The sequence below is a fragment of the Arthrobacter ipis genome (assembly GCF_014694315.1).
Lineage (GTDB): Bacteria > Actinomycetota > Actinomycetes > Actinomycetales > Micrococcaceae > Arthrobacter > Arthrobacter ipis.
Genome location: NZ_JAAOXD010000001.1, coordinates 712,267 through 734,174 on the forward strand (window position 1 = coordinate 712,267; position 21,908 = coordinate 734,174).

20 protein-coding genes and 1 riboswitch are annotated in these 21,908 nt (G+C 68.2%); of the genes, 17 read left to right on the forward strand and 3 right to left on the reverse strand.

From position 1 onward, the window contains the following. Nucleotides 1-10: 10 nt before the first annotated feature. Nucleotides 11-1,705 (reverse strand): alpha-amylase family protein, encoded by a 1,695-nt coding sequence (locus tag G9E11_RS03420; RefSeq protein ID WP_190602913.1) that lies wholly within the window; start codon nucleotides 1,703-1,705, stop codon nucleotides 11-13. Further along, entirely contained in the window at nucleotides 1,702-2,673 is a 972-nt protein-coding gene (locus tag G9E11_RS03425) for a TIGR03885 family FMN-dependent LLM class oxidoreductase (RefSeq protein WP_190602915.1), read from the reverse strand. The genes G9E11_RS03420 and G9E11_RS03425 overlap by 4 nt, the downstream gene beginning before the upstream one ends. A 119-nt stretch (nucleotides 2,674-2,792) precedes the next feature. On the opposite strand from G9E11_RS03425, the gene G9E11_RS03430 reads away from it, so the two are divergent. Then, on the forward strand, nucleotides 2,793-3,860 hold the full coding sequence (locus tag G9E11_RS03430; protein ID WP_190602917.1) for an ATP-dependent DNA ligase: 1,068 nt from the start codon (nucleotides 2,793-2,795) through the stop codon (nucleotides 3,858-3,860). 69 nt (nucleotides 3,861-3,929) lie between these two features. Here G9E11_RS03430 and G9E11_RS03435 read toward each other — a convergent pair whose 3' ends face one another. Next, a complete protein-coding gene (locus tag G9E11_RS03435) occupies nucleotides 3,930-5,249 on the reverse strand; it encodes an MFS transporter (protein WP_190602919.1) in 1,320 nt (439 codons plus the stop codon). Nucleotides 5,250-5,474: 225 nt separating this feature from the next. Here G9E11_RS03435 and G9E11_RS03440 point away from each other — a divergent pair, with 225 nt between their 5' ends. The 16 genes from G9E11_RS03440 (at nucleotide 5,475) to G9E11_RS03515 (ending at nucleotide 21,764) form a co-directional block, all read left to right on the forward strand. Beyond that, complete coding sequence (locus G9E11_RS03440) at nucleotides 5,475-6,326, forward strand: IclR family transcriptional regulator (RefSeq protein WP_190602921.1); 852 nt, start codon at nucleotides 5,475-5,477, stop codon at nucleotides 6,324-6,326. Between the two features lie 160 nt (nucleotides 6,327-6,486). Then, nucleotides 6,487-7,368 carry a shikimate dehydrogenase gene (locus G9E11_RS03445; RefSeq protein WP_190602923.1) on the forward strand — a complete coding sequence of 294 codons (882 nt, stop codon included), beginning with the start codon at nucleotides 6,487-6,489 and terminating at the stop codon, nucleotides 7,366-7,368. After that, nucleotides 7,368-9,287: a bifunctional sugar phosphate isomerase/epimerase/4-hydroxyphenylpyruvate dioxygenase family protein gene (locus tag G9E11_RS03450; RefSeq protein WP_190602925.1), complete on the forward strand. Its 1,920-nt coding sequence runs from the start codon at nucleotides 7,368-7,370 to the stop codon at nucleotides 9,285-9,287. Before G9E11_RS03445 ends, G9E11_RS03450 begins: the two co-directional genes overlap by 1 nt. A 110-nt stretch (nucleotides 9,288-9,397) precedes the next feature. Beyond that, on the forward strand, nucleotides 9,398-10,246 hold the full coding sequence (gene pcaH, locus G9E11_RS03455; protein WP_194717878.1) for a protocatechuate 3,4-dioxygenase subunit beta: 849 nt from the start codon (nucleotides 9,398-9,400) through the stop codon (nucleotides 10,244-10,246). Beyond that, nucleotides 10,239-10,829: a protocatechuate 3,4-dioxygenase subunit alpha gene (gene pcaG / locus G9E11_RS03460; protein ID WP_190602928.1), complete on the forward strand. Its 591-nt coding sequence runs from the start codon at nucleotides 10,239-10,241 to the stop codon at nucleotides 10,827-10,829. The genes pcaH and pcaG overlap by 8 nt, the downstream gene beginning before the upstream one ends. Before the next feature lie 68 nt (nucleotides 10,830-10,897). After that, complete coding sequence (locus G9E11_RS03465) at nucleotides 10,898-12,343, forward strand: lyase family protein (protein WP_190603612.1); 1,446 nt, start codon at nucleotides 10,898-10,900, stop codon at nucleotides 12,341-12,343. Then, a complete protein-coding gene (locus G9E11_RS03470) occupies nucleotides 12,336-13,154 on the forward strand; it encodes an alpha/beta fold hydrolase (protein WP_190602930.1) in 819 nt (272 codons plus the stop codon). The genes G9E11_RS03465 and G9E11_RS03470 overlap by 8 nt, the downstream gene beginning before the upstream one ends. Continuing rightward, a complete protein-coding gene (gene pcaC, locus G9E11_RS03475) occupies nucleotides 13,151-13,621 on the forward strand; it encodes a 4-carboxymuconolactone decarboxylase (RefSeq protein ID WP_190602931.1) in 471 nt (156 codons plus the stop codon). Before G9E11_RS03470 ends, pcaC begins: the two co-directional genes overlap by 4 nt. A 74-nt stretch (nucleotides 13,622-13,695) precedes the next feature. After that, complete coding sequence (locus G9E11_RS03480; protein WP_190602933.1) at nucleotides 13,696-14,922, forward strand: thiolase family protein; 1,227 nt, start codon at nucleotides 13,696-13,698, stop codon at nucleotides 14,920-14,922. 4 nt (nucleotides 14,923-14,926) lie between these two features. Continuing rightward, nucleotides 14,927-15,628, forward strand: a complete 702-nt coding sequence (locus G9E11_RS03485; protein WP_190602935.1) for a 3-oxoacid CoA-transferase subunit A — start codon at nucleotides 14,927-14,929, stop codon at nucleotides 15,626-15,628. A 1-nt stretch (nucleotide 15,629) separates the two neighbouring features. Then, nucleotides 15,630-16,313, forward strand: a complete 684-nt coding sequence (locus G9E11_RS03490) for a 3-oxoacid CoA-transferase subunit B (RefSeq protein WP_190602937.1) — start codon at nucleotides 15,630-15,632, stop codon at nucleotides 16,311-16,313. Nucleotides 16,314-16,444: 131 nt separating this feature from the next. After that, nucleotides 16,445-17,284: an IclR family transcriptional regulator domain-containing protein gene (locus G9E11_RS03495; RefSeq protein ID WP_190602939.1), complete on the forward strand. Its 840-nt coding sequence runs from the start codon at nucleotides 16,445-16,447 to the stop codon at nucleotides 17,282-17,284. A gap of 183 nt (nucleotides 17,285-17,467) precedes the next feature. Continuing rightward, nucleotides 17,468-18,766: a Re/Si-specific NAD(P)(+) transhydrogenase subunit alpha gene (locus tag G9E11_RS03500; RefSeq protein WP_190602940.1), complete on the forward strand. Its 1,299-nt coding sequence runs from the start codon at nucleotides 17,468-17,470 to the stop codon at nucleotides 18,764-18,766. After that, a complete protein-coding gene (locus G9E11_RS03505; RefSeq protein WP_190602942.1) occupies nucleotides 18,766-19,128 on the forward strand; it encodes an NAD(P) transhydrogenase subunit alpha part 2 in 363 nt (120 codons plus the stop codon). The genes G9E11_RS03500 and G9E11_RS03505 overlap by 1 nt, the downstream gene beginning before the upstream one ends. Next, a complete protein-coding gene (locus G9E11_RS03510) occupies nucleotides 19,125-20,498 on the forward strand; it encodes an NAD(P)(+) transhydrogenase (Re/Si-specific) subunit beta (RefSeq protein WP_190602944.1) in 1,374 nt (457 codons plus the stop codon). The genes G9E11_RS03505 and G9E11_RS03510 overlap by 4 nt, the downstream gene beginning before the upstream one ends. Nucleotides 20,499-20,647: 149 nt before the next feature. Then, a riboswitch (cyclic di-AMP (ydaO/yuaA leader) is annotated at nucleotides 20,648-20,818 on the forward strand. Nucleotides 20,819-20,822: 4 nt separating this feature from the next. Further along, nucleotides 20,823-21,764 carry a C40 family peptidase gene (locus G9E11_RS03515; protein ID WP_190602945.1) on the forward strand — a complete coding sequence of 314 codons (942 nt, stop codon included), beginning with the start codon at nucleotides 20,823-20,825 and terminating at the stop codon, nucleotides 21,762-21,764. The last annotated feature ends 144 nt before the right edge of the window (nucleotides 21,765-21,908 follow it).

The window sequence follows — 21,908 nt, forward strand, 5'->3', positions numbered from 1 at the left end:
CCTGGCGCCCTTAGGGTGCCAGGCGGTCGCCGGGCCGGTGGACGCGGAACCAGCGGTAGCCGTACCGTCCCAGCTCAACGGTGAACCCGCCGTCGGCCTCCAACGGTACGTTCCCGGCGTCGAACAGATCCAGCAGGATGGCGTCCCGGAAAGCCCGCGGCGGACTGTCCCCGGATCCGACGTTCGCGGCGACCTTGACCGGCGCCTCGCCGAAGTTGTGCAGCAGCACCACCGTGGCCTCCGCCGAGCTGCAGCGGTGCGCAAACACGGTCGGCTCCGGCTGCTCAAGGACGGCGAACTCGCCCCAGCCCAGCTCCGGTGATTCCCGGTACCGCTGGATCAGCGTGACCATGAAGTTCCACAGCGACTCCGGGTCCCGTTTGGCGCTGGCAGCGTTGACCTTTTCGGGACCGTACTCCCCGCGGGCCAGCGGGACCACCAGCTCGGACACCTTCGCGCTGGAGAAGCCGCCGTTCTTCTCGCCGTTCCACTGCATGGGTGTGCGGACGGCGGCGCGGCCCTTCTGCCGCAGGTCCTCGCCCATGCCGATTTCCTCGCCGTAGAAGAGCACCGGCGTGCCCGGCAGGGAAAACATCAGGGAGTAGACCATCCGGATCCGGTCGGCGTCGCCGTCCAGCATCGGAGGCAGCCTGCGCCGCAGTCCACGGCCGTAGAGCTGCATGTTCTTGTCCGGTCCGAAGGCGGCGAAGACCTCCTCCCGCTCGCCGTCGCTGAGCTTGTCCAGGGTGAGCTCGTCATGGTTGCGCACGAACATTGCCCAGTGGTTGTCCGGATGCAGCTGCGGGCGCGTCTTCAGCGTCTCGGCCAGCGGGCGGGCGTCCTGCCTGGCGAGCGACAGGTAGATGTGCTGCATGGACATGAAGTCGAACTGCATGTTCAGCTCGTTGCCGTCGGCGCCGCCGAAATACTCCAGTTGGTCCTTGTACGGCAGGTTCACCTCGCCCAGCAGCACCGCCCCGCCGTTGCGCCGGTTGACGAAGCTGCGCAGGGCCCTGAGATAGTCATGCGGGTCGATGGCGGCCGCCTCGTCCTTGGGCGCCCCACGGGTCTCCAGGAAAAACGGCACCGCATCCAACCGGAACCCGTCGAGCCCGAGCTCCAGCCAGAGGCCCATAGCCTTGGCGATCTCGTTGCGGACCTTGGGGTTGATCACGTTGAGGTCCGGCTGGTGCTCCATGAACATGTGCAGGTACCACTCGCCGGTGGCATCGTCCTGGGTCCAGATGGAGGTCTGCTCGCCCGGGAACACCACCTCGGAGGACGTGTCCGGCGGCGGATCGCTCCGCCAGACGTAGTAGTCCCGGTACGGGTTGTCCACCGATTTGCGGGCCTCGACGAACCAGGGGTGCTGGTTGGAGGTGTGGTTGACCACGAAGTCCGCGATCACCCGGATGCCGCGGTCCTTCGCGGTGCGGATGAACTCCACAAAGTCGCCCAGCGTGCCCAGCCGCCGGTCGACGTCGAAGAAGTCCGTCACGTCGTAGCCGTCGTCCCGGTCCGGTGACGGATAGAAGGGCATCAGCCAGATGCAGTTCACGCCCAGCGCCGCCAGATAGTCCACGCGCTGGGTCAGGCCGCTGAAATCACCGGTGCCGTCGCCGTCGTGGTCAAAGAAGGTTTCCACGTCCAGGCAGTAGACGACGGCGGTCTTCCACCACAGGTCCGATGTCTCTGCGATGTTCATGCCACCGGCACCTTCCGCAGCTGCGGCAGGACGCTGTCCGCGAAGGCGTCGATGAACGGCGCCTGGTCCTGCCCCACGAAGTGCAGGTACAGCTCGTCGAAGCCGAGTTCCAGGTACTCACCCAGCCACTCCACATGGCGGTCCAGGCTGGCGGAGACGTTCACCGATTTCCGGACCTGGGCCTCCCCGACGTCGGTGCTCACGCCGTCGAAGTGCGCCGCCGTCGGCAGGTCCCAGGGAACGGGCGGGGCGAAGACGTTCGAACGCCACTGGTCCAGGGCAAGGGCGACGGCGTCCTCCTCCCGGGGAGCCCAGGACAGGTGGATCTGCAGTACGGCCTTCCCCTGGCCGCCCTCGGATCGGTACGCCGCCAGCATTTCTTTGAGCTTTTCGGCGGGCTGGTTCACTGTCACCAGGCCGTCAGCCCAGCCGGCAGCCCGGCGGGCCGTTTCCACACTAATGGCCGGTGCGATCAGGGGCGGCGGGGGCGATGGCACATCCCAGATCCGCGCTTGCTCCACGGTGACGAGGCCGTGGTGGGTGACTTCCTCGCCGGCGTGCAGGCGGCGGATGACGTCCACGCACTCCTCCAGCCGCTGCTGCCGTGTCTCCTTCTGCGGCCAGGGGTCGCCGGTGACGTGCTCGTTCATGTTCTCGCCGCTGCCCGGGGCCATCCAGAACCTGCCCGGAAACATGGACGCCAGCGTGGCCGAGGCGTGGGCAATGATGGCCGGGTGGTACCGCTGTCCCGGTGCGGTGACCACGCCGAAGCGCAGGTTGGTGCTGGCCAGGGCAGCCCCGAGCCAGGACCACGCGAAGCCCGAGTGCCCCTGCCGCGCCGACCACGGTTCGATGTGGTCCGAGCACATGGCGGCGTCGAAGCCCGCCTCCTCGGCGAGCCGGACGTCCTTCAGGAGCTGGCCGGGGCTGATCTGTTCGTGCGATGCGTGGAAACCGATAGCTGCCATCGTTAATGTCTACCGGCGAGGCGGGGGCCATGTCGAGGGTGGTGGCTGGTCGCGGTGGATGGGCCGAGGGCGGCCAAGGGGGTGGCGCCGGGGACGGGTGCCGGGCAAGAATGGGGCCTATGCAGCTGCCGGTCATGCCCCCCGTCGCCCCCATGCTGGCCAAATCGGTCGGCGCCATCCCCGAAGGCCGCCTGAGCTACGAGCCGAAGTGGGACGGATTCCGCTCCATCATCTTCCGCGACGGCGATGACGTGGAGATCGGTAGCCGCAACGAGAAGCCGATGACGCGCTACTTCCCCGAACTCGTGGAGGCGCTGAAGGCCAACCTGCCGCCCAAATGCGTGCTCGACGGCGAGATTGTCCTGGTGGGCTCCTCCGGTGACCGGCTGGACTTCGACGCCCTGCAGCAGCGGATCCATCCCGCCGCCAGCAGGGTCAAGATGCTCTCCGAGCAGACGCCGGCGAAGTTCGTGGCCTTCGATTTGCTGGCCCTCGGCGATGAGGACTTCAGCGGCCGTCCCTTCGCCGAGCGGCGCGCCGCCCTGGAACAGGCCTTCGCCTCCGCCAGCGCCCCAGTCCACCTGACCGCCGCCACGCAGGACCCGGAGCTGGCCGGAAAGTGGTTCCACCAGTTCGAGGGCGCCGGCCTGGACGGGATCATTGCCAAGCCGCTGGACGGGCCGTACCAGCCGGACAAGCGCGTGATGTTTAAGATCAAGCACGAACGGACCGCCGACTGCGTCCTGGCCGGCTACCGCGTGCACAAGAGCGGTCCGGACGCGATCGGCTCGCTGCTGCTGGGCCTGTACAGGCCCGACGGCGAACTCGCCAGCGTTGGGGTCGTGGGGGCATTTCCGATGAAGCGGCGCAAGGAGCTTTTCGAGGAACTGCAGCCCCTGGTCACCAGCTTCGACGAGCACCCGTGGGCCTGGGCCAAGCAGGAGGACGGCACCCGGACACCCCGCAACGCGGAGGGCAGCCGCTGGAGCGCGGGCAAGGACCTGTCCTTCACGCCGCTGCGGCCGGAACGGGTGCTGGAAGTGAAGTACGACCACATGGAAGGCGAGCGGTTCCGCCACACCGCCCAGTTCGTGCGCTGGCGGCCGGACCGGAATCCGGAATCCTGCACCTATGAACAGCTCGAGGAACCAGTGAAGTTCGACCTCGCCGAAGTGCTTGCCACCTAAAACGGCTTAAAGCCCGACGGCGGTCCGCCCGTTCAGAAAAGGGGTGGACCGCCGTCGTAATTCTGGTTGTTACTTGAGCCCGAGCTCCTTGGTGGGAACCTTGAAGGTTTCCTTGGCCGTCAGGGCCGAGATGGCGGCGACGCCGCAGATGACCGCGGTGAAGATGCTGATCTGCACCCAGCCGCCGGGCTTGATGCCGCCCATGGCCGCGACGATGGCCGGAGCGAAACCGGCCATCAGGAAGCCGAGCTGCGTGCCGATGGCCAGGCCGGAGAAACGCACCTTGGTGCTGAACATCTCGGCGTAGAAGGACGGCCAGACGGCGTTCGCTGCGGCATAGCCGCAGGAGAAGAAGGCGATGGCGGCCAGGAACATCAGCGGAACGTTGCCCGATTCGAGGCTCAGCAGGAACAGCGGGGCAAGGGCCGCGCTGGACAGTGCGCCGTAGATGTAGACCGGCTTCCGGCCGATCCGGTCGGCCAGCTTGCCGAAGAGCGGCTGGGTGCCCAGGGCCACGAGGTTGGCGCCCACCACGAGCCAGAGGGTGGTGGTGCCGTCCACGCCGGCGACGGTCTTGGCGTAGCTGATGGCGAGGGTGCCGAACACCGTGGAGACGGCGGAGATGAAGGCGCAGCAGATGACGCGGAGGACGTCGCGCCAGTGGGCCTTGAGCAAATCTGCCACGGGCAGCTTGGCGATCTGCGCCGACTTCTGGGCGGCTTCGAAGGCCGGCGGCTCGTGCAGGGTGCGGCGGATGAAGAACGCGACCATCACAACCACGGCGCTGAGCCAGAAGGGGATGCGCCAGCCGATGCCGTACTTGATCTCGTCCGGGAGGGCGAGGACCGGAATGAAGACGAGGGCCGCCAGGATCTGGCCGCCCTGGGTGCCGGTGAGGGTCCACGAGGTGAAGAAGGAGCGCTGGTTGTCCGGAGCGTGCTCCAGGGTCATGGAGGATGCGCCGGCCTGTTCACCGGCCGCGGAGAGGCCCTGGCAGAGGCGGGCCAGCACCAGCAGCGCCGGAGCCCACCAGCCCACCGTGTTGAAGTCCGGCAGGCAGCCGATCAGGAAGGTGGAGGCACCCATGAGGACCAGGGTGAACATGAGGACCTTGCGCCGGCCCACCCGGTCGCCGAAGTGGCCCAGGATGACGGCGCCGACGGGCCGCGCGACGTAAGCAAAGCCGAAGGTCGCAAAGGACATGATGGCGGCATTGGCGTCTGCGTTCGGGAAAAACACGTGCGGGAAGATCAGCGCGGCTGCCGAGCCGAAGATAAAGAAGTCGTAATACTCGACGGCGCTGCCGAGGAAACTGGCAAGGGCTGCCTTCTTCGGTGTCCCGGCCGGGGCAGCAGTGCCCGCCGTAGTGGACTGGGTGGTCTGGCTCATGGGTGTTCCTTCAGGGGGACGACGTTGTCGCGGGACAGATCAGGGTCGCGGCCGCAGTCCTTTTGGGGGAGGGGCGGCTGGAGGTCCTTGGAAAGACCCGGACTCAGTAGCCACATGGTGAGAGCTACTTGCGCGATACAGCAATGATGGCTGTGAGGGCAGTCACCTGTCAACAAACTTGCTCGCGATCTAGAAATAGCTCTCACATTATGGCAACATCAGACTATGAGTGTGAAGGAAGCCACAGGCGAAGACGCCTCCCCGGATACCCCCGCCGCGGCCGCAAATACCCCCGCCGAAGAAGTGAAGCCCGCCAAGGGGGAATCCCGCACCGACATGGTGGGCAAGGCGCTGGGCTTGCTGGTCCTGCTGGGGGATGAGCCCCGCGGCGCCAGCGCGGCCGAGATTTCCCGCCGCGCGGACCTCCCCTTCAGCACCACCTACCGGCTCCTCGGCTCGCTTACCCGCGACGGTTTTGTGGACTACGAGCCGGACGGGCGCCGCTACCACCTTGGCCTGCGCATCTTCCAGTTGGGCCAGCGGGTCTCCAACCACCACGGCTTTGCCGGCACGGCGCTGCCCATCCTGCGCCGCGTCACCGAGGAGACGGGGGAGGCCACCATCCTGTCCGTCCGTGACGGCATCCACCACCTCACCGTAAACAAGGTGGACGGCCCGCAGACGTTCCGCGTCACCAGCGACCCCGGCTTCCTCGGCGCACTCCACACCACCTCCGTCGGCAAGGCGCTCGTCGCCTTCGCCGAGGACGAGGACCGGGAAAAGCTGCTTGAGGAGCTTCCGCTGGAGCCGCTGACCGCCCTGTCCATCACCGACCGGGACGCCTTCCGCGCGGAGATTGAGAAGGTTCGGCGGCAGGGGTACGCGGTCATGGATGAGGAAAACGAGCTGGGCATGCGTGCCGTGGCGGTGCCCGTCTTCAATTCCCAGGGCGTCGCCTTTGCGTCCCTGGCCACGGCCGTTCCGGTGTTCCGGCTCAGTATGGAGGCGCTGGTGGCGCTGGTTCCCCTGCTGCAGGCGGCCGCCGTCGAGCTTTCCGCACGGCTGCCCCAGCGCTAAGACGCACCAGGAACAGGTGCCCCACACACCCCTTGTTCGTATGCAGAACAAGAGTGCATAATATGAACTTCTGCTGTACTGTTATCCGTATCACCCGGCCAGCACGGGGCGCAGCAGGCGCCCGAGCCGGCAGAGTGCCGTTGTCAAAGGAGCCGCACGCATGAGCAATCGAACCGAGTCCTACCTGATAGGACTTGTGGGGGACGGCGTGATGCCGTCGCTCTCGCCCTCCATGCACGAGCGCGAAGGCGACGTCCAGGGCGTCCGCTACCTGTACCGGCCCATCGACCTGCACGAGCTCGACATGCCGGCCACCGCCGTCGGCGACCTGCTGCAAAGCGCCTACCGGATGGGCTTCAACGGGCTGAACATCACGCACCCGTGCAAGCAGCTGGTCCTCGAGCACCTCGACGAGATCGCCCCCGACGCCGAACGGCTGGGCGCCGTCAATACCGTGGTGATCCAGGACGGCCGGTTCATCGGCCACAACACCGACTTTTCCGGCTTTGCCGCCGCCCTTGCCTCCGGACTTCCGGACGCCAAGCTGGACCGCGTGGTGCAGCTGGGAGCGGGCGGCGCCGGATCCGCGGTCGCCTACGCCCTGCTCACCGCCGGCGTGCAGACGCTGGAGCTCGTGGACATGGATCCGGCGCGCTGCGCCGAACGCGCCGCCGAACTGGCCGGCTTCTTCCCGGACCGCACCGTCACCGCGCGCACGACGGCGGAGCTGCCGCTGCTGATGGCCGCCGCCGACGGGCTGGTGCACTGCACCCCCGTGGGCATGGCCGCCCACCCCGGCACCCCGCTGGACATGGCGCTCGTCGAGCCCCGGCACTGGGTGGCGGACATCGTCTACCGCCCGATCGAAACCGAGCTGGTCCGCGAGTCGCGCGCCAAGGGCTGCCAGGTGCTCGACGGCGGACGCATGGCCGTGGGCCAGGCCGCCGACGCCTTCCGGATCTTCACCGGACTCGAGCCAAACGTCGAACGGATGCGCGCCCACTTCCTGGATCTCATCGCCGCGGAAGAGGTGGCCGTCTGATGCGCACCGGAATCGCCACCGTCTGCCTCTCCGGCACGCTGAAGGAAAAGATGCGGGCCTGCGCCATCGCGGGCTTCGACGGCATCGAAATCTTCGAGCAGGACCTGGTCACCTCCTCGCTCAGCCCCGAAGACGTCCGCAAAATGGCCGCTGACCTGGGCCTCACGTTGGACCTTTACCAGCCCTTCCGGGATTTCGACAGCGTGACCGAGGACCTGCTCGCCGCCAACCTCCGCCGGGCCGAGGCCAAGTTCCGGCTCATGTCCCGGCTGGGCATGGACACCATCCTGGTCTGCACCAACGTCGCCACCGCCACCATCGACGACGACGACCTCCGCGCCGCGCAGCTCGCCGCCCTCGCAGGCCTCGCTGGCGAGCATGGCGTCAAGGTTGCCTACGAGGCGCTCGCGTGGGGCAAGTACGTCAACGACTACGAGCACGCCCACCGCCTCGTGGAGAAGGTGGACCATCCCAACCTCGGCACCTGCCTGGACTCCTTCCACATCCTGTCCCGGGACTGGAACACCGCGCCGATCGAGAGCATCAGCGCGGACAAGATCTTCTTCGTGCAGGTGGCCGACGCCCCCAAGCTCTCCATGGACGTGCTCTCCTGGAGCCGGCACTACCGTGTCTTCCCGGGCGAGGGCCAGTTCGAGCTCGCCAAGTTCATGGGCCACGTGGTCCGCGCCGGCTACACCGGACCGGTGTCGCTTGAGGTCTTCAACGACGTCTTCCGCCAGTCCGACGTCGAACGCACCGCCGTCGACGCGATGCGCTCGCTGATTTGGTTGGAGGAGCAGAGCGCCAAGTGGCTGGACACGAACGCGCCGGGCGTCAACAGAGGTGCCACAGGCGCTGTGGCTGGTGGTCCTTCAGCCCCTGGCCGCCGTCGTTATCCCATGGAACTGGCCACCCTCCCGCAGGTGGCAGAGCCCGCCGGCTTCAACTTCGCCGAAGTCAAGGCGGCGGACACCGGAGTGCTGGAAAAGGTACTCGGCCAGCTCGGCTTCGAGTTCAACGGACGGCACCGCACCAAGGACGTCCAGCTGTGGACCATGGGGCACGCCCGCGTAATCATCAACGAACAGGCCCCCGCGGCGGCTGAACCCGCCATTGCCGCCTTGGGGTTTGACGTGGACTCTCCGGTGATTGCCTCCGCCCGGGCCCAGCAGCTCAAGGCTCCCGTAGTTCCCCGGAAGAGCCAGGCCAACGAGGAAGTGTTCCAGGGCTTCGCCGCCCCCGACTCCACCGAGATCTTCCTGTGCCAGGGCAACCCGGACGGGACGGCTGCTTGGACTGCTGAATTCGGGCAGGGGTTGGAGGTTCCGTCCGGCGCCCGGACCGCGGTGATCGACCACGTGAACCTGGCCCAGCCGTGGCAGCACTTCGATGAGGCCGTCCTCTTCTACACGAGCGCCCTGGCGCTGGAGCCGCAGCCGTACGCCGAGGTCGCCAGCCCCAGCGGGCTGGTCCGGTCGCAGGTCATGCAGACCTCCGACCGGGACGTGCGCCTCGTCCTGAACCTGGCCCCGGTCATCCAGCAGGACGGCGCGGACGCGGGGACCGCCCCGCGGAAGACGTACCAGGAGCACATCGCCTTCGCGGTGGATGACCTGGTCGCAACAGCCCGCGCCGCCCGCGACCGCGGACTGGCCTTCCTGCAGATCCCGGAGAACTATTACGAGGACCTGGACGCCCGCTTCGGTCTCGAGTCCGGTTTCCTGGACACGCTCCGGGACCTCAACCTGCTGTACGACCGCGACGCCGACGGCGAGTTCCTGCACTTCTACACCGCCACGGTGGGCAGCGTGTTCTTCGAAATGGTGGAACGCCGCGGCAACTACGACGGCTACGGGGCGCCCAATGCGCCGGTGCGCCACGCCGTCCAGTACGACCACCTGCACCAACTGACCAAGTAACCAACCGCTGCCCAGTCCACAAAGATCGCCCAACCACAGATTGAAAGGAGGCTGCTGTGCCTGAAGACGTGAATCTCGCAACGTACAACGCCGACGCGCTGACCGAGGACCTGTCGGACGCAGTACCCGCAACCCCGGCCGCCCCGACGGCCGTCCCCGCTGAAGCGCCGCGCGTGGAAACCCAGCAGGATCTCACCGCGGAGATCAAGGCCATCGGAGACGCCTACGCCCGGGCGCTGAAGGACGGTGCAGCGCCGGAAACCCAGCCGCGCCTGGACTTCGCGCCGTACCGCAGCAGCCTCCTGCGCCACCCCACCAAGAACCTGCACCACGCGGACCCGGAAACCATTGAACTGTACTCCCCGGCGTTCGGCCACCAGGACGTCCACGCCCTGGAATCGGATCTGACCATCCAGCACAACGGGGAACCTCAGGGCGAACGCATCATCGTCGCCGGCCGCGTGCTCGACGGCGACGGCCGCCCGGTAGCCGGCCAGCTGGTGGAGATCTGGCAGGCCAACTCCTCCGGCCGCTACATCCACAAGCGCGACCAGCACCCCGCACCGCTGGACCCCAACTTCACCGGTGTGGGCCGCTGCATCACCGGCCCGGACGGCTCCTACCGCTTCACCACCATCAAGCCGGGCGCCTACCCGTGGAAGAACCACGTCAACGCCTGGCGTCCCGCGCACATCCACTTCTCGCTGTTCGGCCAGGAGTTCACGCAGCGGATCGTCACGCAGATGTACTTCCCGGGCGACCAGCTGTTCCCGCTGGACCCGATCTACCAGTCGATCGTGGACCAGGATGCCCGCGACCGCCTCGTGGCCACCTACGACCACGATCTGACCCAGCCCGAATGGGCGCTGGGCTATAGATGGGACATCGTCCTGACGGGCTCCAAACGGACCTGGACCGAGAACGAGGCGCTGGGCGCGGAAGGTGACGACCATGAGTAACTCCACCAAGCTGGTTCCCACCCCCGGCCAGACCGTAGGCCCGTTCTACGGCTACGCCCTGCCCTACGACAAGGACCGCGAGCTGCTGGCCCCCGGATCTGCGGGCTCCATCCGCCTCCAGGGCACCGTCTACGACGGCGCCGGACACACGATCCCGGACGCCATCCTCGAAATCTGGCAGCCGGACGCCGAGGGCAACGTCGTGCACAAAACCGGTTCATTGGTCCGGGACGGTTACACCTTCACCGGCTTCGGCCGCAGCGCCGTGGGCAACACCGGCGTCTATACCTTCACCACGGTGAACCCGGGCCCCACCGAACACGGCGCAGCAGCGTTCATCTCCGTCGCCGTCTTTGCCCGCGGCCTGATGAACCGCCTGTTCACCCGCGTTTACCTGCCGGAGAACGAGGAAGCGCTGGCGAAGGACCCGCTGCTGTCCTCGCTTGACCCCGAGCGCCGCAAGACGCTGATCGCACGCCGCGACGCCGATGGCGGGCTCACGTGGGACATCCGACTTCAGGGTGAGGGCGAAACCGTCTTCCTCGACTTCGAGGGAACCGGAACCAGGGGCGCCGCAAAGTGACCGGCTTCCAGGCAGCGGGCACCGGCGGTGGCCTTCACGGGGGTGCCGCGCTCCACGGCGATGCTGGACTGAACGGCGACGTTGGCCTGCTCAGTCCTGTGTCGGCGTCGCCCCTGGTGGCCGCGCTGGCCGGTGACCGGGCCGTCCTCGCGGCGATTCTCGCCGTCGAGGCCGGCTGGGCCGCAGTGCTGGAGCAGCACGACCTCGCTCCCGCCGGTTCCGCTGCAATGGTGGCCCACGCTGCCGATGCCTCCCGGTACGATCTTGCCGGTATTTCCCGGCGGGCGCAGGGCGGCGGAAACCCGGTCATCCCGCTGCTGGCCGACCTCCGGGCCCAGGTCAAGGCGCTGGACACTGGGGGTGTGGGCGCAGCAAAAGCCGTTCACACGTCGCTGACCAGCCAGGACGTGCTGGACACGGCCCTGATGCTGGTAGCCCGCAACACCGTCGCGGCGCTGCTCGCCGACGTGAAAGGCACGACGAGGGCGCTCTCCCGCTTGGCGCAGCGGTATGCAGACACGCTGTGCGTCGGCAGGAGCCTGACCCAGCACTCGCTGCCCTTCACGTTCGGGCTTCGGGCGGCGCAGTGGTTCCATGGGCTGGCGGCCGCGGCACGCCGGCTCGAGGCACTGGAGCTGCCCGTGCAGTTCGGTGGTGCGGCGGGCACACTGGCGGCTGGGTCTGTTCTTACGTCAGGCTCCGCCACCGACCCCTTCGCACTCTCCGACGCGCTGGCCACCCAGCTGGGCCTGGCCGGCGCTCCGGCACCGTGGCACACCAACCGGCTGGCCGTGACGTCGCTCGGCGACGCCGTCGCCTCCGTGGTGGACGCGCTCGGCAAGATCGCCGCGGATGTCCTGTTCCTGAGCCGTCCCGAGGTGGCCGAAGTGGCCGAACCGCGCGCCCCGGGCCGCGGAGTTTCCTCGGCGATGCCGCAGAAGCAGAACCCCGTGCTGTCCGTGCTGGTCCGCAGCGCCGCCCTCCAGGCCCCCGGCCTGGCTGCGCAGCTGCACCTTGCCGCGGCAACCTTCAACGACGAACGCCCTGACGGAGCATGGCACACCGAATGGCCGGCCCTGCGCCAGCTGCTCGCACTGGCCCTCGGCGCCGCCGGCCCCATTCGGGAACTCGCGGAGGGGCTGCAGGTCTTCCCTGACGGCATGCGACGGAACCTGGACCTGTCCGGTCCGCTGCTGCTCAGCGAGGGCGTGTCCGCCGCGGTCGCACCGCTTCTTCCCGCCGGAGAAGCCGGACTGGACGGAAAGCAGCAGCTGCAGGCCGTCGTCGACAAGACGCTCCAGTCACCGGTAGCCGAACAGGCCGCCACCTACCGCCGGCTGCTGCGCGAGGCCGTCCCCGCGGACACGCTTTCCGACACCCAGCTGGAGGAACTGCTCGATCCCGCCAACTACCTGGGTCAGGCAGCCGGGATCTCGCGGCGGATCCTGGCGGCTTTCCCGGAATTTGCGCTTACTTCAACCGAACCAGACGGAAACGGAGATTCCCGTGGTTAAACCAGCAGTTAAGGCAGTGCTGCTTTCCCCCCAGCGTGCGCTGGGGGACAAACCGCTCCTGATCGTCGGCCCGTCGCTCGGCACCTCATCGGTGCTGTGGACCCAGGCCGGCTCGCTCCTGGGCAACGATTACGACGTCGTCGCCTGGGACCTGCCCGGCCACGGCGTCTCTGCCCCGGCCGCCGAAACGTTCAGCGTCGCTGACCTGGCTGACGCCGTCGTCGAGCTTGTCGACTCGATCGCCCCCGGCGAGAGGTTCCACTACGCCGGCGTGTCCCTCGGCGGAGCCACCGGCCTGCAGCTGGGCATCAAGCACGGCGACAGGCTCAAGAGCCTCTCCGTGCAGTGCTCCGGTGCCAAGATCGGCACCCCCGAAGGCTGGCTGGAACGCGCCGAGACCGTGCGCACCCAGGGCACTCCCGTGATGATCCAGGGCTCCGCCGAACGCTGGTTTGCCCCCGGGTTCATGGACCGCGAACCCGAACTCAGCAGCCGTCTCCTGCACTCCCTGCGCGACGCCGACCGCTACAGCTACGCCTTTTGCTGCGAGGCCCTGGCCGCCTTCGATGTGCGCGACCAGCTCGGCAGCATCACCGTCCCGACGCAGTTGGTGGCGGGTGCGCTGGATGGCGTGGCCCCGCCGTCGTTCGCCGAAGAGGCGGCCGCCGGAATCACCGCCGGCGGCGGCACCGCCTCCGCAGCCACGCTGGAAGGTGTGGCGCACCTGGCGCCCGCCGAGGCGCCCGCCCACGTGGCCGAGCTGATGCGGAGCCTCATTTCCTGGACCGAAACCCGCGGAGCTGCCAAGTGAGCGGCGCCGAGCGAAACGGTGTGGTCCAGCCGGACGCCACCAGCCAGGAGATCTACGACGGCGGCATGGTGGTCCGGCGCGAAGTGCTCGGCGACGCGCACGTGGACCGGGCGAACGGCAAGAAGGACGCCTTCACCGAGGACTTCCAGGACATGATCACCCGCATCGCGTGGGGCGGCATCTGGACCCGTCCGGGCCTGCCGCGCCAGATACGCTCCGCCGTCACCATCACCGCAATGGTTGCGCACGGGCACTGGGAAGAGCTGGCCATGCACATCCGCGCGGCCATCACCAACGGGCTGAGCAGGGACGAGATCAAGGAAATCCTGCTGCAGACCGCCATTTACTGCGGAGTTCCCTCCGCCAACACGGCCTTCAAGACGGCCCAGCAGGTCTTCGATGAAATGGACGACCCTGCCATGGACGGCGCCGGGCCGACAACACCCCCACCCCACCCAACTAAGTAGCAGCTGAGGGCGTTCTGAGCCCTCAGAACGCCCTGAGGTGCTACCTAGTTGGGCCCAGAGAACTCGAGGAATTCATGAATCAGGCTTTTGTTTACGACGCTGTACGCACGCCGTTCGGGAAGTTCGGCTCCGGCCTTGCCGGGGTCCGTCCCGATGACCTTGCCGCGCATGTGATCGCCGAGTCCGTTCGCCGGGTGCCCGGGCTGGATGTGGAGCGCATTGACGAGGTGGTCTTCGGCAACGCCAACGGCGCCGGCGAGGAGAACCGCAACATCGCCCGGATGGGCACACTGCTTGCCGGGCTGCCGGTCTCGATCCCCGGCACCACGGTCAACCGTTTGTGCGGCTCATCGCTGGACGCGGCGATCATCGCGTCCCGGCAGATCAACGCCGGCGACGCCGACCTGGTCCTGGTGGGCGGGGCCGAGTCGATGTCCCGGGCGCCGTGGGTGCTGCCGAAGACGGAGAAGCCCTACCCGGCCGGAGACATGACGCTGGCGTCCACCACGCTGGGCTGGCGCCTGGTCAACAAGGCCATGCCCAGGGAGTGGACCATTTCCCTGGGCGAGGCTACCGAACGCTTGCGGGAGAAGTACGGCGTGACCCGGGCCCAGCAGGACGAGTTCGCCGCTGCCTCGCACAACCTGTCCGCCGCGGCGTGGGACGAAGGGTTCTACGACAACCTGGTGGCCCCCGTGCCGGGCACCGACTTGGTCCGTGATGAGAGCATCCGCCCGGGTTCCTCCGCGGAGAAGCTGGCCGGGCTGAAGACAGTGTTCCGCGCCGAGGCTGCCGACGCTGCATCGGGAAGCACCAGTGGCGGCACGGTCACGGCGGGCAACGCCTCGCCGCTGTCCGACGGCGCGTCCGCGGCCTGGATCGGGTCCGAGAACGCTTCATCGCTCCTCGGCCTGGAGCCGCTGGCCCGGATCGCGGGCCGCGGAGCGCACGGCAACGATCCCCAGTTCTTCGGCTTCGCACCCGTGGAGGCGGCAAACAAGGCCCTCGCGAAGGCGGGCATCGGCTGGGACCAGGTGGGCGCCGTCGAACTTAACGAAGCGTTCGCCGCACAGTCCCTGGCCTGCATCAACGCCTGGGGCATCGACCCGGCAATCGTGAACCGGCACGGCGGCGCGATCGCGATGGGCCACCCGCTGGGCGCGTCCGGCACCCGCATCCTGGGCACCCTCGCCCGGTCCCTTCAGGCCTCCGGTCAGCGCTGGGGCGTGGCGGCGATCTGCATCGGCGTCGGCCAGGGCCTTGCCGTTGTACTCGAAAACGTCACCGCTGGAAAGGCGTAGGGAAATGCTGAACTTTGTAGATTCCGTCCAGGCGGCCGTCTCGGCCGTCAGGGACGGCTCCACGGTGATGATCGGCGGGTTCGGCAACGCCGGCCAGCCGTTCGAACTGATCGACGCGCTGCTGGAGTCCGGCGCCACGGACCTGACCGTGGTGAACAACAACGCCGGGCAGGGCGACCAGGGCCTCGCGCTGCTCATCAAGGAGGGCCGGGTCCGGAAGATGATCTGTTCCTTCCCGCGGCAGTCCGATTCCTGGCACTTCGATGCCAGGTACAAGGCCGGGCAGATCGAGCTGGAGCTGGTGCCGCAGGGCAACCTGGCCGAGCGCATCCGCGCCGCCGGAGCCGGGATCGGCGGGTTCTTCACGCCCACCGGGTACGGCACCATGCTGGCCGAGGGCAAGGAAACCCGCATTATCGAGGGCCGCGGCCAGGTGTTCGAGACGCCCATCCATGCCGACGTCGCCCTGATCAAGGCGCTGAAGGCCGACGGCGTCGGAAACCTGGTCTACCGCAAGACGGCCCGGAACTTCGGCCCGATCATGGCCGCCGCGGCCAAGCACACGGTGGTCCAGGTGTCCGAGATCGTGCCCACCGGTGCGCTGGACCCGGAGAACATCGTGACCCCCGGCATCTACGTCAACAGCATTGTCCGTATTGATTCCAGCGGTGCTGCCGCCGCCGGCACCGCAGAACAGGTGGCCTGAGATGAGCCTTGTAGAGACGAGCATCCAGACGTCCGAAACGCCGCTGGGCCGCGACGACCTCGCCCGCATGGTGGCCCGCGACATCGCCCCGGGATCCTTCGTGAACCTCGGGATCGGCCAGCCGACCCTGGTGTCCAACTACCTCAAGCCGGAGCAGAACATCACCCTGCACACCGAGAACGGCATGCTGGGCATGGGCCCGGTGGCCACCGGGGACCAGATCGACGGGGACCTCATCAATGCCGGCAAAATCCCCGTCACCGAGCTCCCGGGGGCGTCCTACTTCCACCACGCCGACTCGTTCGCGATCATGCGCGGCGGCCACCTGGACATCTGCGTCCTCGGCGCGTTCCAGGTCTCCGCGACCGGCGACCTCGCCAACTGGCACACCGGAGCACCCGACGCGATCCCCGCCGTCGGCGGCGCCATGGACCTCGCCACCGGAGCCAAAGACGTCTTCGTCATGATGACCCTCCTCACCCGCGAAGGCGCCTCCAAAATCGTGGAGGCCTGCACCTACCCGCTCACCGGGGTGGGCTGCGTGACCCGCGTGTACACGGACAAGGCCGTCTTCCTCACCGGCCCCGACGGCGTCCGCGTCCGCGAAACCTTCGGCTGCACCCTCGAAGAACTCCAGGCCCTGGTGCCCGTCCCCCTCACAGCAGCCCCCGCCGTCGAGCAGTAACGCTTTCCCCACGTCCCGGCGAACCGGCAGCAAATGACCGCAAACCCGGGTTTTGAGGGCATCAGCTGCCAGTTCGCGCGTGTGTGGGCGGGGCCGGAAGTGTCCGTTCGCGGCGATTAGGATTGGTAACCATGACCGACGCAGCAACAGGGACCACGCCTCGTGCGGGCCGCCCGTCGAAGGACGGGGCGCCTCCGGCGGCGAGTGACCAGTATGTGCAGTCGCTCGCGCGCGGGCTGGCGGTGATCCGCGCGTTCGACACCGAACATGCCGACATGACGCTCACCGAGGTGGCTGCCCGCACGGATCTAACTCGCGCCACGGCCCGGCGTTTCCTGCACACGCTGGTGGAGCTCGGCTACGTCCGGACCGACGGCAAGACCTTCGCGCTTACGGCCCAGGTGCTGCAGCTCGGCTACGCCTACCTTTCAGGTCTCTCCCTGCCGCAGCTGGCCCAGCCGCACCTTGAAGAGCTGTCCCTGAAGCTGGGGGAGTCGACGTCGGCAGCGGTGCTGGACGGAACCGACATCGCCTACATCGCCAGGGTCACCACCCGCCGGATTATGACCATCGGCATCACTGTGGGGACCAGGTTCCCGGCGTATGCGACCTCGATGGGCAGGGTGCTGCTCGCCGGGCTCCCGCCGGAGCAGCTGAAGGAGTACCTGGCCGCGGCGGAGATCAAGCCGCTCACCCCGCGCGCGGTTGGCACGGTGAAGGACCTGCTTGCCGTCCTGGATAAAGTCCGGGCTCAGGGCTGGTGCCTGCTGGACCAGGAGCTCGAACTGGGCCTGATGTCCGTGGCCGCGCCTGTTTATCACGGCCCGAAGGTGGTGGCCGCCGTCAACGTCTCGCTGCAGGCACAGTCAGTGGCCGCCAAGCCGGACCGCGAGGCCTACCTCGAGTCCGTGCGGAAGGAAATCGTGGCCACGGCAGAGCGAATCTCTACGGACTTCTCCAGCGGGCGCTAGGTCCGGCAACCAGCGCGGACTATTCCGCGGATACCTCTAAGCGGCCCGCCACCCTCCCGCCACGCGCCCTTGGGCCATAGACTCTAGCCAACTACGTGCAGCAGCGCCGCTCCGTCAACCCCGCCCCGGCGGGAACCCAAAAGAGCAGAAGCGCCGCTGCATCCGTTGGAAGGGATGTGGCGGGTGAAGCTGGGGATAGCGCGGGAGCGCCGGGAAGGTGAGCGGCGGGTCGCTGCGACGCCGGAAACCGTAAAACAGCTGGCCGGACTGGGCCTGGAGGTGCTGGTCGAATCCCGGGCGGGTGTTTCCGCCGGGCATGCCGACGACGATTACCGCCAGGCCGGCGCCCACATCGTTGACGACCTCGATCCCGCCCGGCTGGACATCCTCGCCCACGTCCGTCCGCTGGAACTTCCGACGGCGACAGCCCTGAAGCGCGGTGCCGTCACCGTGGGCCTGGCCTCGCCGTCGTCCGAACTCGCCACCGTCAGGGCGCTCGCCGAAGGCGGGGTCACGTCCTTCGCACTGGAACTCGTGCCGCGCATCTCCCGGGCCCAGTCCATGGACGCCCTGTCCTCGCAGGCCCTCGTGGCCGGCTACCGCTGCGTCCTCGAAGCCGCCATCCGCCTGCCCCGCTTCTTCCCGCTCTACATGACAGCCGCCGGAACCGTCCCGCCCGCGCGGGTGCTGGTGCTCGGCGTCGGCGTGGCCGGGCTGCAGGCGATCGGGACGGCGAAGCGGCTCGGCGCCCGCGTCTCCGCCAACGACATCCGGCCGTCCTCCGCGGAAGAGGTCACGTCCATGGGCGGCACCTTCATCAAGCTGGATCTGGAGACCGCAGAGGCGTCCGGCGGGTACGCCCGCGAGCTCACCGCCGACCGCGGTGCCCTGCAGCGGCAGCTGCTGGCACCGCACGTCGCCGATGCCGACGTCCTGATCACGACGGCGGCCGTTCCCGGCAGGCACGCCCCGCTCCTGGTGACCCGTGAAATGGTGCAGGGCATGCGCCCCGGGTCCGTCGTCGTCGACCTTGCCGCGGAGTCCGGCGGCAATGTCGAGGGGTCCGTGGCCGGCCGGGACATCCACGTCCCCACGGCCGACGGAAAGGGGACCGTGGCCGTCGTCGGCCTCAAGGACGCGCCGTCGGCCATGCCCACGGACGCCTCCCGGCTCTACGCGAAGAACGTGGCCAACCTGCTGGCACTGATGACGCGGGACGGGACGGTGGCCCCGGATTTCGACGACGACGTGATAGCAGGTGCGTGCCTGACGCACGACGGCGTGGTGCGGCACCCGTCGACGGCGGAGGCTCTAGCGGTGCTCGCCGCGGAGAACGCGCCCGGGAACGCACCGGACGGCGCGTCAGGCGAGGCGCCACAAGCGACGCCCGAGGAGGGCACTGCCGACGTGCCGGACAACGAACTCGCCGACGAGTTGGCGAATGACCCAGTGAAGGCGTCGGAAAACGAAGGGGTGGTCTGATGGACGGCATCAGCCTGCTGACCATCACCGTGCTTGCGGTGTTTGTCGGCTTCGAAGTGGTGTCCAAGGTTTCCAGCACCCTGCATACGCCCCTGATGTCCGGTGCGAACGCGATCCACGGGATCATCCTGGTGGGCGCCATCATCGTCGCCGGCCAGGCCACGCACCCCTGGGTCCTCGCGGTGGCGCTGCTGGCCGTGGTGCTTGCCACAGCGAACCTGGTGGGCGGCTTTGTGGTGACGGACCGCATGCTCGAGATGTTCCGCGGCCGCAAGCCGGATAAACCGGCCAAGCCAGGTGCCAAGCCAGGTGCAGGCGACACCCGCGGTGAGACCAAGGAGAACACGGAGGCCACTCGGTGACCCTCCTCGACCCCAACGTCACCGCCCTGCTCTACCTCGCGGCCGCCGTCTTCTTCATCCTGGCGCTGAAGGGCCTGAATTCCCCGCGCACCGCCCGCCGGGGCAACCTCATCGGCGCCTTTGGTGCGGTGGTCGCCGTCGTCACAGTCTTTTTCTCGACCCGGCTGGACAACGTCCCCCTGATCCTTGGGGCCATTGTGGTGGGCTCCGGCGTGGCAGCCCCCGTGGCCAGGCGCGTCAGGATGACCCAGATGCCGCAGCTCGTCGCCCTCTTCAACGGGGTGGGCGGCGGCGCCGCCGCCCTCGTGGCGCTGCTGGAACTGCCGCATGCGGAGGACGCCTGGGTGCGTGTCGCCGTCGTGTTCACCCTGCTGGTGGGGGCGGTGTCCTTCGCGGGTTCTGCCGTGACGTTCGCGAAGCTGCAGGAGCTCATGACCACCCGCCCCGTGGTGTTCCCCGGCCTGCCGGTGCTCATGGGCGCGGTGCTGCTCGCAGCGGTGGGCGCGGCTGCCGCCGTCGTGCTTGGGGGTTCGCTGGTCCTGGCCCTCCTGCTCCTCCTGCTGGGCCTGGTGGCAGGCGTGCTGCTGGTGCTGCCGGTGGGCGGCGCCGACGTGCCGATCGTCATCTCGCTGCTCAACGCCTTCACCGGCCTGGCGGTTGCGGCTTCCGGCCTGGTGCTGGGCAACGTGCTCCTGGTGGTCGCCGGCACCCTGGTGGGGGCGTCCGGCACCATCCTCACCCGGGCGATGGCCGCGGCCATGGGCCGCAGCGTGGCCGGCATCCTGTTCGGCGCGTTCCGGGGAGGTTCGACGGCGGGATCCACCGCCGTGAGCGACCGTCCGGTCCGCTCGTCGAGCCCGGAGGACGTGGCCGTGCTGCTGGGCTACGCGCAGCGCGTGATCATCGTCCCCGGTTACGGGCTGGCCGTCGCACAGGGACAGCACACCGCCGCGGAGCTGGCGCAGGCCCTGGAGTCCCGGGGTACCCGCGTGGACTTCGCCATCCATCCCGTGGCAGGACGAATGCCCGGGCACATGAACGTGCTCCTCGCCGAAGCCAATGTGCCCTATGAATCGCTCAAGGAAATGGGCGAGATCAACTCCGAGTTCCGCACCGCCGACGTCGCGCTGGTGGTGGGCGCGAACGACGTCGTGAACCCCGCCGCCAAGACGACCGCCGGCTCGCCGATCTACGGGATGCCGATCCTTGAGGTGGCGGACGCGCGGCAGGTGGTGTTCCTCAAGCGCTCCATGCGCCCCGGGTTCGCGGGGATCGAGAACGATCTCATGTTCGAACCGCAGACCACCCTGCTGTTCGGCGACGCCAAGGAGTCCCTGACGAAGGTGCTGGGGGCGGTGAAGGCCCTCTAAGGTGCAGCATCCGTGGGTCGTCCACACGTTTGCCGACACACCCGCGTTACTGAAATGTGACTTTTGGGGCATGAGTGCGATAGCCTCGGCCGGTGCCCTGGTTCCGCTCAGGGCATTCCCGTGCAGAATGCCGAGCCCTGCCGCTGACCGGGATCCGTTCGCTATAACCAACAGGCAGGGACGGGGGAACCACCTTTGTACCGGCCTTGCAAGCCAAGGCCTAGGGGTTAAGTCCAGACGCACCGCCTAGCGGCGGACAGGACCGGGTGACTCCCATCCGAACCCGACAGCTCACCCCGCAGGCATGGGAGAGGCACATCAACCATGTCACGTAAGTACACCGCGGCGCGCCATCGCGCCACCCCGACGACGTCCATCGCTTTGCAGGGCCTGCAGTATTCCCTCAAGTCCAACGCTGCCTCGGTTGCCAAGCCGGCGGCCGCCGCCGCTGTCGCTTCCGGACTCCTCTTCGGCGCCGGAGCACCCGCACACGCAGGTGCCTACGCTCCGGAGACGCCGGATGCCGCCGCTGCTGTCCAGTCCGCAGCTGGCCAGGCGCTGGCAGCACCCACCCAGGCCGTCCCCGCCCCGGCAGCCCCAGCGCCGGCAAGCGGCGGATCTGCTGTTGCCGGCGCGTCGCACACCGTTGTGTCCGGCGACACCCTTGGTGCCATCGCAGCACGCCATGGTGTCAGCCTCGATGCACTCCTCGCAGAGAACGGCCTGTCCTTGGCGTCTGTCATTTACCCCGGCGACCAGATCCTCATCCCGGGACCGGGTGCAGTCGCGGCTCCCGCAGTACCTGCGGCTCCGGCAGCACCGGCCGTGCCTGAGGTTCCTGCCGCTCCGGCAGTTCCCGCGGCTCCGGCACCGGCAGCCCCCGCGCCCTCCGGTATGGGAATCTACAACGCCTCCGCCTCGATTACACCGGCGGCTGCAACCCAGTCAGCCAGTGGTGTGGGCGGAGCCATTGTGGCCTCTGCCAGGGCACAGCTCGGCGCCACCCAGGACTGCACCATCCTGGTGGAACAGGCACTGCGCTCCGTCGGCAAGTCCGTCGGAGACCTCGCGCCCACGCAGTTCTACCAGTACGGCACTCCCGTCTCCGCCCCGCAGCCCGGCGACCTGATGATCAGCGCCGGACACGTCGGCGTCTACATCGGCGGCGGCCAGGCCATCAGCAGCGGCATGAATGGGGTCAACGAAACCATCGTGCACCCGGCCTCCTGGCTCACCGGCTCCACCTACGTGCGGGTGAACGCCTAACTACGAATGAACGCCTGACGGGCGGTACGGAACACACAACAGCGGCGGGTGCATCAGCACCCGCCGCTGTTGCGTTTGGCGGCTAGTGGATACCTGTGGCCCCGCTGGAGCACTGGGACAGACGCGCGGGCGTGCGGTGAGAAC

Coding starts and splice junctions, on each gene's coding strand:
- G9E11_RS03420 (WP_190602913.1), bottom strand. CDS start 1,705: ATGAACATCGCAGAGACATCGGACCTGTGGTGGAAGACCGCCGTCGTC.
- G9E11_RS03425 (WP_190602915.1), bottom strand. CDS start 2,673: ATGGCAGCTATCGGTTTCCACGCATCGCACGAACAGATCAGCCCCGGC.
- G9E11_RS03430 (WP_190602917.1), top strand. CDS start 2,793: ATGCAGCTGCCGGTCATGCCCCCCGTCGCCCCCATGCTGGCCAAATCG.
- G9E11_RS03435 (WP_190602919.1), bottom strand. CDS start 5,249: ATGAGCCAGACCACCCAGTCCACTACGGCGGGCACTGCTGCCCCGGCC.
- G9E11_RS03440 (WP_190602921.1), top strand. CDS start 5,475: ATGAGTGTGAAGGAAGCCACAGGCGAAGACGCCTCCCCGGATACCCCC.
- G9E11_RS03445 (WP_190602923.1), top strand. CDS start 6,487: ATGAGCAATCGAACCGAGTCCTACCTGATAGGACTTGTGGGGGACGGC.
- G9E11_RS03450 (WP_190602925.1), top strand. CDS start 7,368: ATGCGCACCGGAATCGCCACCGTCTGCCTCTCCGGCACGCTGAAGGAA.
- pcaG (WP_190602928.1), top strand. CDS start 10,239: ATGAGTAACTCCACCAAGCTGGTTCCCACCCCCGGCCAGACCGTAGGC.
- G9E11_RS03480 (WP_190602933.1), top strand. CDS start 13,696: ATGAATCAGGCTTTTGTTTACGACGCTGTACGCACGCCGTTCGGGAAG.
- G9E11_RS03485 (WP_190602935.1), top strand. CDS start 14,927: ATGCTGAACTTTGTAGATTCCGTCCAGGCGGCCGTCTCGGCCGTCAGG.
- G9E11_RS03490 (WP_190602937.1), top strand. CDS start 15,630: ATGAGCCTTGTAGAGACGAGCATCCAGACGTCCGAAACGCCGCTGGGC.
- G9E11_RS03495 (WP_190602939.1), top strand. CDS start 16,445: ATGACCGACGCAGCAACAGGGACCACGCCTCGTGCGGGCCGCCCGTCG.
- G9E11_RS03505 (WP_190602942.1), top strand. CDS start 18,766: ATGGACGGCATCAGCCTGCTGACCATCACCGTGCTTGCGGTGTTTGTC.
- G9E11_RS03515 (WP_190602945.1), top strand. CDS start 20,823: ATGTCACGTAAGTACACCGCGGCGCGCCATCGCGCCACCCCGACGACG.